Below are 13,427 nucleotides of genomic sequence, written 5' to 3' on the forward strand. Positions count from 1 at the left end.
TTATTTGAATGTTCCGATTTTTACTTTATTAAATAATTTACAGTAAGCTAAGAATACTTTAATTTTTAACCAACTTCAACGTAGTAATCACTTCTTTCCCAATCACCTTTAAAAAGTAAATGCCACTTGGTTTATTTGAAATATCGAGTACAAGTTCTTGAATGTTGCTGTGTTTTTGAGATGAAATCAATATGCCATTTATATTTAATAATTCTGTGGTAACCTCATTCATTTTGGATGGCAAAATAACGTTAAACTTTCCATTTATTGGAGTTGGATAAACTTTAATGGCTCTAGTTAACTCATCCTTTTGGGTTGACAATGTTGTTGTTAAGTTACCTTCTAAACTAATATAATCGTACATTATATGACTGTTGGATTGATTAGATGGCATGAGAAAGGAAAGAATGTTATTACCAGCCTTAAACTTATCATATGGGATATCAAAAACCTGAACTCCATATTTAGCACGGTTGGACTGTCTTAACCATGCATTTCCTCCTGAAGGAACATCAGGGTAGGATTGATATATGTCTTGTCCATTTAATGAAAACCAAAATTGTGCATGATCTACACTCGCGAAGGCCACAGTAAGTTTGGCGTTACCTGTGGCTGGAATATTGTCTGTTAACGTAAAATTGAAATTCCAGTACCATCGGTCTCTCGCTCCATCAGAGGCTATATATTTTGTGTGAACGTATGGTAAAACATTAGCCCAATTACTACTCGATACATCATATTCTACAGGATTTGGAAAAGTGCTTTCAAATTTGTCTTCCACAAAACCTTCACAGTAAGCAAAATCTCCAAATTTATATTCGGCTGCTGTTCTGTTGGGTACGCCAATTTCCCAAACCAAATCGCCATGATTTCTGGGAACATTCCAGTTCAATGCTCCTAAATCTGTGGTTTGATCTGATAAAACAACAACATCTTCCATTTTGAACTCACCAACCTCACCTGTTTTCAATGCAAATAGCGAGTAACTTCCAGGTCGAACATGTTCTATATTAAAATCGCCATTAGCATTTGTTTTAACCCAATACTGATAGCTCTTACTTTCAAACTGCCAATCTCCACCAGAATCCGGATTTAATTGCGTTACCCCAATCCAAACATTACTTCCGTCTAAATCTGGTTTTTCAGAATCAGTAATCGAAAAGTTTCCAACTATATTTCCTCGATTATTCGCTTGAGGGTATTCTGCTATATCTGTAAGCCATGTATATGGCCATTTTGCACGCTCGATAGCAGCTATTTCTTTTGCATTTTCCCAGTTTTTACTTCCTGTATCCTCGAAGGAGGTATAAATTAAATAAGGCCCATAGATTTTAGACCATTCCTCACCCTGAGGAATTGTAAAGCCCTTAGAATTATAATGTACTTGGTTGAACAAAACATGTATAATACCTGAAGCGGCATTTAATTCGTGACTTGTTGGTCCTTGGGGGAAATATTCATGGCTTCCAAAAACCACCCATGACCCTATGTTATTATAGTTGCTAGCGTGCCCCCATACTGGTAGATCCAAAATATTTTCTGAATACTGATATTTGCCATCATATTTTCCAGCTCTTACTCCTGTGTTTAATTTTACAATTTCTTGAATGCTGGTTGGCGACGCATTTTGGTAATCATAAACTGATGGCATTTCCCAACTTTTTTGTTCATTAACATAAATCCGTTCTGCCAGATATTCTGCTTCGTCATGGGCTATCCATAGCACTTGACGCCATATTCCTAAATCAAAATCAGGATATTCTGCTGGATGATTTAAAATATTATAAGAGTATAGTCCAGTATCTCCTTTTTTTAGAACATAATGAACATCAACATCAATTGCAGGCAGAAGGTTATCTTCCGAATAACTTCTCTTAAAGGAAACATCAATAAAATCATCTGTTTCTTCCTTAACCGAAAAATGGTAATTTGTAAGCCTGGTGTATCCGTAAGAACCATTAAAACTAAAATAAGCTCCTACTCTGTCGTTATGGCTATAATTGGTTTGAGCCAAAGTTTCTATGCCATTAACCTTTAACGATGTAATATTGGCCGTTGCCTTATCAATGGTAGCAACCAAAACACCATTATCCAAAACAACATAATTGCCATATTCTTTTATTAAACTGTCAGGATTCTTCGCGGTTGAAACAATGGTTTTTGCCCCATCAAAAACAACCTCTAAAACTTTACCTTCTGGGCTTATTATTTTATTAGTTGAAATATAATCGCTTAATTTATGCGAATGGTCTCCAGCCACCATCAAGGCACCAATACCTGAAATTTTGATAATACCGCTTACACCTATGTTAACGTCAGTAGATACATTAACTATACCTCCAGTAATATTCAAAACACCTGTTGGGCTAGTTCCTAATGGACTTGTACCCAATTCCAAGGAAGTCCCTATAGAGAGCGTACCTCCTAAAATGTTGGCCACGGCATGACCTCCGTTATTATATCCTAGATAAAATCTATTTTTACTATGTATGGTTCCGCCATTTACGTTTAACGTTGCATCGTAACCATTACCAAGATAAACAGCACTTCTAATATTTAAATCACCCGGCGAGTTAATCGTTATAGTTCCATTTAGGTAACTATTGCTCCATGGTATTAAAACACCATTGAAAGTTGAGTTCGAATCTGTATAGGTGTTTAATGTGCCTGGTCGATAATCAACATTGCCTGCATTGCCTCCAATCTGAATAGGGTCATAAGGACTACCAGGAACAATTATTAAAGAAACGCTTTGTACATTAGAAAAATCAATAGTTGAATCGTTCCAATTGTCAGGGTTGTAAAAATCCGAATCAACATTACCTTCCCAAACAATTGTTTGAGCATTTATGATTAATCCAAAAGAAACGCTAAAGAGCAAACTGAAAAATTGTTTAATCCAAGTTTCCATGTAAAAAATCTTATAGCAAGTTCATTTCGTTATATATAAGTAGGGGTGTGTATTAAAAATACACACCCCTACTCCGTTAATTATTCCGTTTAGTTTACTACTACTTATTTCGTAATAAATTTAACAGATTTTGAACCCTCTGCTGTTTTAACAGTAGCAATCCAAAGTCCAGATCTAAATGAAAAGTCTATATCTTCATTAGTTTTAATAGACTTAACTAAAGACCCTGTTAGGCTGTAAATATTAACCTGAGTAGCAGAAGTGACGTTAGAAACATAAATTCTGTTACCTACAGCTTTAACATCTGTAGAGATTGAAGAAGACAATTCGTCTCCAACGCTTAAGTAATCAGGATTAACATAAAGCGTATTTGGTGACATCATACCTGTTAAGTGGTAAGCAGCATTTCTCCAAATAGTCAATGCCGCAGATGAAATATTTTCACCATCACCCAATGCAATAGCTCCATAATTCATTGAAAACGCAATTACTGGTGCTTGAAGCACATCAGCAGCATTTTCACCTAATTGAACTCCTGCACGCAATTCATTAAATACAATAGCAGCAGACGGTGTTACTACGTCAGCAGTAATTTCAGCATGCATTGAAGCTCTGCTACCACCGATAGTATTATTTACAATATCAATGTTGTTAAGTATTTGGAAACCTTTAGCACCGCCACCAGCAGTACCTATATCATCAGTACTTAAATCTGCAAATATCTGGATATCGTCTCCACCAGAGAAATCAATACCGCTAAATAGTGGATCTGCTTTTCTAGTTGCATCAGGCACTTGAATAGATAATGATGTAGACTCCGTTACAGCAGCATCTGTTTCTGTGATACCAGCTTTTCCTGCAGCCCAAGCATAAGTTTTGTTGATAATGGTTGGTATCGCAATATTTTGGATACCACCAGAACCAGTCCAAATAGCATCACCAGAACCAAACGTTTCTTGGAAAATAGCTAAATCATATCCAGAAAGATCAATATCACTTGCTGGGTCCACAATAACAGTTACATTGAAGTTAGCATCAGCTTGAAGCATTCTAATGATAGCATCATTATCAACCGCTGAAGCTCCAGCAGCCATGGTTTTACCTTTTGTTAAATAGGCAACCTCTTTTGGAGCTGCAAGTGCAGAAGCAGTAATTGTAGTATTTGTAAAGTCAAAACTAGGTGCATTTATAGAGTACCCTGGTGCAGCCTTAAGTTTACCGTCTGCCACCCAGGCATCTACCAATCCTCTCGAGTCTCCAACAAGCAAAAGGCTACCATCACCTATTGTAACATGACCCGCTCCTGAACGATCAGCACGTTCATCTAAAGCCATTCCATTAAGAGTAACAGTTCCTGAATTTATATTCAATGCACCATAACGATTATAACCTCCTATTATAGCTCCTTGAGCTGTTGAAGTAAAATCACCTCCATTAACATTGAACTCTGCATCTCCGTTATCTGATAATATCAAGTAGTTTTTAGAATTGAAAAGTCCTCCGTTAATATTTACTACAGAGTTATTATCTGTTTGTCCGAAACGTGCTTGGTTTCTTAGGTTAACATCAGCACCGGCCTCAAGCGTTAAATCACCACCCATGTAGTTTCCTCCACCACCGTAAATAGCTAAAGGCACAGAGATGGTAATCGGGATTCCAGAATAACCATATAAATGGCTAATTGCACCCTCTAAGAAGTTATTGTAGGGATCAAATTCTTTTAATGACATACCTGCTAGAACTGGCGCATTAGGAGCTCCTTCACCAACAATAACATTATCTGAATCATCAGGAACAATACCTAAATCCCAGTTTGCAGGATTAAAATAATCTGAATCAACAGCACCTGTCCAAGTTACGTCATTACCCGGGTCGTAAGAAACCACCAAGGTCATGTCTGTTCCGCTATCATAGGCAGCACCAATTAACCTACCAGGTCTACATGTAATTTTTCCGGCGGCCACATAATCGCTGGCCCAAGTTTCTTGATTGCCAGCAATCATCAAGGTACCACCATTGATAAACAATTCGCCGGTTCCTGCACCTGCCTCATTAATGGCAAAACCACCAGCAACTGTTAATGTTCCCCCATTAAGATTAAGTTTACCATTTCCGGCATAGCCTCCCAGAATAACACCATTTGTTGTAGAGGTCACTTCACCTCCATTGATATTAAACGTACAATCACCACTCTCTCCAATAATCAATTGGTTTTTGGTGTTTAAAAGCCCCCCATTGACGGTAATAACAGAAGGATTTCCGGCTAGACCAAAACGTCCTTGATTTCTAATGTTCAAATCGGCACCATCATTAAGTGTTAAGTTACCACCAAAATAGTTACCTCCACCAGCATAAACCAGCATAGGCCCTTCTAGTGTTAATGTTCCACCCGATCCGTTTAAATGGTTTACATAATTGTCTCCATTACCAGCATCCATCAAAGATGTGATATAAAATGGCTTAATTGTAGTTGAGTCTATAACTACATCATGGGCACCATTAGGGATAACCCCTAAGTCCCAGTTGGCCGCGTTAACAAAAACAGAATCAACTGCTCCTGTCCAAGTAATTGTTTGCGCGCTTAAAGCCCCCACAGCGAAGACTCCGACACAAAACGTTAAAAAGTTCTTTAGTAAAGTTGTTTTCATCATTTAGTAAAGTTGTTAAATAGTTAATGAATTTTAATTAAAAAAGATTATCCTCTAAATATAAGATAAAAATCAATCAATGTAATCGATTATTTTCTAAAAATATGAATGAATTTAAGCTTAGCTATCCTGTACTTACCTGTAATTTACGGGATGCTAGATGAAATGCATATTTTACGGATGTACTGCCTACTGGTTCATTATTTTCTTCAATAATGCCATTGGAACTTTAAAAATCGTGCCATGTCTTGTTCCTTTTGGGAATTGAATCTTATCTGAAAAATCTTCCCAGGTTATTAGGTCCGAAGATTGAATAGCACCATACTTGTGGTCTCTATATTTGTCAAAATAAACCACCCAATTTCCATCTATTTGAACAGCCGTTGGCCCTTCTGCCCAATATTTTCCAGTTATAGGTTCACTAGCTTCTGAATATGGACCAGTAAGATTATCACCAAAGGCAATCTTTAAATTTTTTCTGACAGGAACCTTTGTTTCGTCTTTTAAAAACATGATATATTTATCTTCCATCTTGTGAATGGTCGCATCTATAACATTAAACCCTGGGTCATAAAGTAACTTTGTTGGTGTAAAGGTTACAAAATTTTTTGTGGTTGTGTAGTACATTCTATGATTGTAGCCAGCATCCTCTTCTATTTGAGTTTCAGGGAATTTACCAATAATAGTACTGGCCCAATAAACCATATACTCTTTATTCACTTCATCGTAGGTAACCTCAGGCGCCCAAGTATTGCGCGTGCCGTTTTCGTGTTCCATTACTGGGATAAATTTCTGTTCAGACCAATTAATTAAGTCTTTGGAGTTGGCATACCCTATCCCTTTATCTGTCCAACTCACGGTCCAAACCATATGGTATAAACCGTCACCTCCTTTTATGATACAGGGATCTCGCATAAGTTTGTCTTTGCCTACTTCTGGTGTTAAAAATGACTCATCATTTTTGAGCGATTTCCATTTAAGCCCATCTTCACTATAAGCCAAATGCAGACCGTCCTCGCCATTGCCCTTAAAATATGAAAACATGTAAACCTCCTTTTCAGGAATAAACTTATGTACAACCAACCAATCTTCACAAGCCTTTGGCCAATTAAGGTGTGTGCCAAATCTACCCAACCCAAAACCGTGTCCGCCATTTTCATAAATATGCATCTCGGCAGGTACTTTATTTTCTTTTAATGCCATATAGTAATTGATACTGTTTTCAATTGGAACGGCACCATCATCGGTGGCATGAATTAAGATAGTTGGAGGCGTATTTTTATCGACTTGTTTTTCATTAGAATATTTTTCAATCAATTCCTTTGAAGGATTCTTTCCAAGAAGATTCATCTTAGAACCAGCATGGGTAACACCATCTTCCATGGAGATTACAGGATAAATCAACATGGAAAAATCTGGTCGCGCACTGGTTTCGCCATTTTTATAAACGTTATCACTATAATGCGTTGAAGCGGTTGAAGCTAAATGCCCTCCGGCAGAAAAGCCAATAATTCCAATTTTGTTCGGATTCAAATTCCACTCTTTTGCATTTCTTCGTACCGTCCTAATAGCTTCTTGAGCATCTTGAAGCGGACCAATGGTTTTCTCTTTCATTATCAAATCACTTGGCAATCTGTACTTCAAAACAAAGGCAGAAATACCAATAGAATTAAGCCATTCTGCCACTTTATCACCTTCTTTTAAATGGGACAGCACACCATAGCTACCACCAGGGCAAACAACTACCCCCGCGTTATCTACCTTTTTATTATCAGCCAAAAAGATTTTAAGAGTTGGTGTAGTAACATTTCGAATAGCATTTGGGTTGCCCTCGTTATCCAACCTGAAATTTTCTTTATAATCACTATTTTCAATCGCATTGGGTACTTTGTCCCAAAGAGGGATTTCTTTGTTTTGAGCTGACATATTTATTGTGCTTTCAAAAAGCAACACTAAAAGTAAAACTAATTGGTTTTTAAAGTTTTTCATAAAATTCAATTTCTACTATTCGTAATTGGCCTTTTTTATTTTCGGTATCTGTTTCTTTAAACATATCCAATTCCTTGTTGGGGTCTACTTCAACTATTTGGTTGAATGCATCACTATCGATATTAATTCCTATTAACTCAATGGTAATCTCATTAGATAAAACTGGTTTTAAAGGCATGGTGATATACCCTAAACTTCTTTCTGTTTCCCCTTCATAAACCAATTGATTATCCGCTAAAATACGAATTGGGTAGCTTTTTCTGCGCCAACCCGAAAATTTCACAACACATTCGTTTACCAATGATGGTTTCGTTAAGATATAGGTGATTTTCCCTGTTTTAATCCTGCCGTCATTGCGCCATTCGGTTAATTCATTGTCGTCATAACTATTATAAACCATATCTTGATTTGATAAAGCTTTGGCATGACTAATGAAAACGGGGTTCCGTTTTACAGAATAAGAAGGCGTTTGTCGTGTTGTCCCGCGCTCTAAATACGATGGCAACCTATGATTGGGTAACTGAGTAGAAAGTCCGTTTTCTGACTCAAATGGAATCGTATTAAAAATGATTTTGTCTCTTTTTAAACCCTGTGATTTTGCCTCAATGCTGATTTTATCTGCTTCAAAACTTGAACGAATCATCACTCGGTTCACCCCATTTTCAACAGGAAGATTTTTAGAAAGAATATAATTATCTGGCCCCTTAGCAATACCGCCCAGCCAAGTAGCATTTCCTTTTAATGAGAATTCAATTAAGCTATTATCAATTGGGCATCTGTGGCCGTTTTTATCTACCACTTCAATATCTACCAAAGCAACATCAGCGCCATTGGCCAAAAACCCATTGGGGTTGATGTGTGGGGTCAATTTTATTCGAAATGGTTTTCCTGCTGTTGTTTTTTCATCCTCACTCAGTATATTTCCACTAGCATCATAACTCACTGCTTTTACTCTACCACTTTCCCACTGAATGTTTTTAAAAGTGAACAAAAAACTATGACTTTTTTCACCAAGACCTTTAGATTTTCCATTTACAAATAGTTCAACCCGTTCACCTGAGGATACTACGTAAATATTTTTGACGACATCCTTGGCATAGTTCCAGTGGCCTAAAATATGGGTTTTATAATGTTCAATATCTACCCAACCGTCCCACATAACTTGATGGGCAAAATACCCATCTTTTGGAATTCGCATAGGGTCGACTTCCCCGCTTCTTCTGTAATTCTCGGCACCCCTGAAATGCGTATTTGTATCTGAAAAAATAATATTTACCCCTCCAGAGCTTACACGATGGCCTGTACCAGGACGTTCAACGTAATAATCATTCCAACGGACAACATTTTCAATGGCATGTGAATCTTGATTACGGTTGTATGGGCTGGCATCAGCCACTTTACTTCCGTTTACATTGGTATGTGTGGTGCCACCATCACCATCTTTGTGGTATGGCGGACTGTATTCATCCCAATATTTTCTTAAGCCTTCGTCTCGTGAATATTCAGTTGCCCAAAGTGGTTTACCCGCACTTTTGTTAATGTAAAGCATTTCACCACCGTATTCTGCTTCTTTACTGTCCAACATTTCACGGGAGCCGATGGCCCGCCCACCATGAGGATCATACGTGTTTCTGATGCTTTTCATTTCATGCATGTGGGGCTCGCTTATCACTTCATTGCCACATTCATAAAAAACAATGCTCGGGTTATTTCTGTTGTAAATTATGGCATCCCGCATTAATGAAACCCTTTGCTTCCATTGGGTACCTTGTGAATCTCTTTCGGCATCACCAGCAGGCATAGCTTGCATTAAACCTACCCTATCGCAGGATTCCACATCTTGTTTCCATGGTGTTACATGCATCCACCTAACCAAATTGCCATTGCCCTCAACAATCATTTTATTGCTGAAATCACTAACCCATGCAGGCACGGACATGCCTATTGCTGGCCATTCGTTACTGGTGCGTTGCGCATACCCTTTAATTTGGATGACCCTATCGTTTAAAAGAACTTCTCCGTTTTTGAACTCGGTTTTTCTAAAACCAGTCGTAATTATCACTTCATCAACTATTTTTCCATCAACCTTTAAACAAGTTTTTACGTTGTATAAATAACCATAACCCCAACTCCAAAAATTTAGATTATTGATTAATTGACTGGATTTTAAAATTGCTGTCTGTCCTGAGTTTATTTTAGATTTTTCAGATGAAAATGAAGCAACTTGCTCCTCATTCATGTCGTATACTTCTACATACAAAACTACTTCCTTGACTGCTTTAAAATCGTTTTTGACCTCAGTTTCAACATGCACCGCGGCACTTTTATCTTTTACATCGATGTCTTTAGCATAAACATAAACGCCAGTAGTTTTCAAGTTGGAAAACAACGGCAAAGTTTGATATAGTTTATTTGTGATGTGCAGATACACGTTTTTGGGAATGCCACCGTAATTGGCGTTAAAATTGGTATTGTTCCAACGGTAAGTTGCACCAGTAGAAGATTCACTATACTTCCAATCGTTATCAATACGAAGGGCGATTACATTTCTGAATGGATAGGGTTTTACCAATTCAGATACATCAAAACCAAAGGCCATGACACCATTTTCGTGCATCCCCACTTTTTGACCGTTTATATAAATTATTCCACCTTGACGAATGCCTTCAAATTCAATAAACACTTTTTTATTTTCGGCATGTTCTGGCAATACAAATGTTTTTCTATACCAAACAATTCCAGTTGTAAGGTCATCAATGGCTTTTAAAAATGCCTCTTTTTGGTTATAGGCATAAGGCAATGTTACGGTCTTCCAAGTTGAATCATCAAAATTATTGGTTTCAGCTTGACTGAAATCACCAGATTTTAATTTCCAGTCGGAATTGAAGTTGTACTTCCCCCTAACAAATTCTTGAGAAAATGAGAGCGAAGTATAGACAATCCAAAGCGTTAAAAAAAGTTTTCGTTTCATTTTGATTATAAGTTAGCTTCAGTCCTGTACGTATTGCTTATAGCCAGTTTTATTATAGGTTTAAACTTGTTTTTGCCCCTTTTTCTATTATTATTTTTGGTATAAAAAACCTTTTGTTCGATTAACCTCTAAATGGTTTTTACAAATTCCACATCATCAATTTGGCAACTGGCATGGGCTTTTCCATCGGCGTAAAAGCCAATTTCTACCTTTCCGTTTTTTACTTCGACTTTATTTAAAGTGATTCTTGTCCAGTTTCCATTTTCACTTTTTAAGGATTGACTTTTATGTATGCCTCCGCTTTCGGCGTAAATTTCCAGTTTATTAAATTTTGAATTGGTCTTGACCGAAGCCGATAAATAATAGGTCCCGCTGGTTAACTCAACAAAAGGTGTCGATTCTATCATTTGATAAACCCTGCGCTTAAAAGGAACTTTGTCCTCAATATTTAAACTTTTTTCACCTATTACCTTTTTTCGGTCTTCCCTCGTATTGAAATAGTTCAATTGTGGCGATTCATCCTCTCCAACCAATACCGTATTTCCTTGATAAATGTGGGTTATCCATCCCGTAATATGCGCCTGAATGGGTTTAACCGGAGAGGGAATGGTCCTGCGGTCGGCTTCGAAGCTTGGGTTTTTTACATAGTTGTTGTCATCGGACACTTGCCATTCTCCCGTAGTTTCATTCAAATCCCATGAATTCAATGAATTAAAAACCGGGTTATCTTCTTCAAAAGACAATGGCATCCATTGGTTAAAACCCAAGCCGTTACCGGCAAAATTGGCCCAACGGTCGCCACAATACATTACGGTTTCCTGTTTTGTACCTTTAACGTTTACAAAGAATCCGGTTTGGGTAATGTGTGCAAAATCCTCTATACAACCAGGTGTGATTAGCATTTCATCGGGTTGGTATGGCCCTCTTATATCATCTGCAACCAAATAATAAGCATACGATGAATCCCAGCCATAAAGGTTGGAAGCAAACACATAATACTTACCTTGATATTTAAACATACAATTGCCTTCGCGCCCCTTACCCCTATAAATCTCTGTACAGTCGAGTAAATTGACCTTACCGTTTTTCACTCCTATTTCAGAAATATAAATTTTATTTCGCCCTTGGCCATAAGAATATACCAAATAAGATTTTCCAGTATCATAATCGATAAATACGGTTTGGTCACCTGTATTTGGTGTGCCAATCATATCCGTCATATCCAAACGTTGATGCCATCTAAAATTTCCTTTGGGCGAATCGGACAAAGCAATCAACACTCCGTTATTGTGCTGAATAAAGAGCGCATATTTATTGATTTCATTTAAAAATGCTACACCCAATCTGCCCATCCAACGGGTACGCTCATCATGCTTTAGGGCTTCTTCCAGTTTTAGGACGTTATTTTCAAAGGTCCAGTTCACCAAATCTGTAGAACTGTAACAGGATACAGCCACAAAATTATCTTTAGGTTGTGTGTATGAAGGATCCTGACGGTACAGTTCAGCTTCATTATAATGCGCACCATACCAAAAATATTTTTGCACGCCAGTTTCAGGGTCAGGAAATTCAAAAATACCACCGCCCTGACTAAAAATTGGCTGGCCATCAACGGTATTCCAAAAATGATCGTTTTTAATATTAAAGAATTGTGCAAAAACCGAATAATTCAAAAAAAACATAAATAAAATGCTTAAATGCATTTTTCGTGTAATCTTAATGACGATCATTCTTAAAAAATATTCTAGGCTTTATTTTGAATATAAATTGTTTGATATAAATTATTGAATTCTATAAATCTCTGCTCCTGCCAATAAAAAGCATCCTAAACCATAATCTTCAAAATCTGGAACTTTATCGTAAGACAATGGCTGCCCATCCTTTGGTTCTTTTCCGGTAGATTGCAACCAACCTAAAAAGCCATTTTTGTGTAAGGCGTCTTCAGTTATGGCTGCCCATCCTTTTAACACTACGGGTAAATACTTTTCTCTATCTAAAATACCGTTATTAATCCCATAAGCCATTCCATAGATAAATAGGGCAGTTCCTGAAGTTTCCTTGCCACCATAATGTGTTGGGTCATGCAAGCTTACATTCCAAAATCCATCTTTACGCTGGATGGGAACCAATGCTTGAGCCATCGATTTTAAATCCATAATGTATTGCTCTCTGTGGGGTGCATCTTCTGGAATAATGGCCAACGTTTTTGCCAAAGCTCCAATAACCCAACCATTTCCACGGCTCCAATAAGCATCCTCTCCATTAGGTTCCACATAAGGCGGGTCAAAATCAGCATCACGCCACCAAAGTCCATCTTTCGGGTTGAACAAACCATTGTCCCCGTGCTTATCTCTTGTGTACATATACATGTCGTACATTTTTTCAAAGTAACGCTCATCGTTTTCCAAAACGCCTAATTTAGCAAACACGGGCATGCCCATTTGTATGGCGTCAATCCATGACCAATCATCCAATTGCGGCGTATTCAACAACATATTGATGCAGGCTTTCGTGTTTTTTAATTTTTTAGAATCAGGTTCTAAATTATACAAATCAATATACGTTTGCGCAGCACAATAATCATCCGCATTACGGTTCGCATTACCGTTTCTAAATCCCCATTTGTGGAACTCAGCCCATTCATAAGCATATTGGTAATATTCTTCTTTTGGATAGATTTCATGTAATGCCATCAAGCCCTCGTAATAAACGCCACGCGTCCAAATATTACTTGGGCGTTCCTTATTTGTAACTATGGTTTTACCTACATCAGGCCATTTTTCCATGAAGTATTTGTTAGCCAATTGCATATGCTGCAAAATTTCTTTTTTATCTGGAATTTCTTGAGCCGTTAAAAGTTGTAACGATAAAAAAGCGATTAAAAAATAAGCGATACGTGTATTCATTT

General features: G+C 37.4%; 6 protein-coding genes. All 6 read right to left on the reverse strand.

From position 1 onward, the window contains the following. Positions 1-58: 58 nt before the first annotated feature. Positions 59-2,911, reverse strand: a complete 2,853-nt coding sequence (locus ACB104_RS00695; RefSeq protein WP_370476306.1) for a polysaccharide lyase family protein — start codon at positions 2,909-2,911, stop codon at positions 59-61. A gap of 104 nt (positions 2,912-3,015) precedes the next feature. Beyond that, a complete protein-coding gene (locus tag ACB104_RS00700) occupies positions 3,016-5,559 on the reverse strand; it encodes a hypothetical protein (RefSeq protein ID WP_370476307.1) in 2,544 nt (847 codons plus the stop codon). A 189-nt stretch (positions 5,560-5,748) separates the two neighbouring features. Beyond that, complete coding sequence (locus tag ACB104_RS00705; RefSeq protein WP_370476309.1) at positions 5,749-7,548, reverse strand: prolyl oligopeptidase family serine peptidase; 1,800 nt, start codon at positions 7,546-7,548, stop codon at positions 5,749-5,751. Next, positions 7,535-10,519 carry a glycoside hydrolase family 2 protein gene (locus ACB104_RS00710; protein WP_370476311.1) on the reverse strand — a complete coding sequence of 995 codons (2,985 nt, stop codon included), beginning with the start codon at positions 10,517-10,519 and terminating at the stop codon, positions 7,535-7,537. Before ACB104_RS00710 ends, ACB104_RS00705 begins: the two co-directional genes overlap by 14 nt. 128 nt (positions 10,520-10,647) lie before the next feature. Next, positions 10,648-12,201 carry a family 43 glycosylhydrolase gene (locus ACB104_RS00715; RefSeq protein WP_370476312.1) on the reverse strand — a complete coding sequence of 518 codons (1,554 nt, stop codon included), beginning with the start codon at positions 12,199-12,201 and terminating at the stop codon, positions 10,648-10,650. Between the two features lie 99 nt (positions 12,202-12,300). Further along, positions 12,301-13,425 carry a glycoside hydrolase family 88/105 protein gene (locus ACB104_RS00720; protein ID WP_370476314.1) on the reverse strand — a complete coding sequence of 375 codons (1,125 nt, stop codon included), beginning with the start codon at positions 13,423-13,425 and terminating at the stop codon, positions 12,301-12,303. Positions 13,426-13,427: the final 2 nt, after the last annotated feature.

Origin of the sequence: Tamlana flava, from assembly GCF_041287255.1 — a bacterium.
In the GTDB taxonomy this organism is placed as follows: Bacteria; Bacteroidota; Bacteroidia; order Flavobacteriales; family Flavobacteriaceae; genus Tamlana; species Tamlana flava.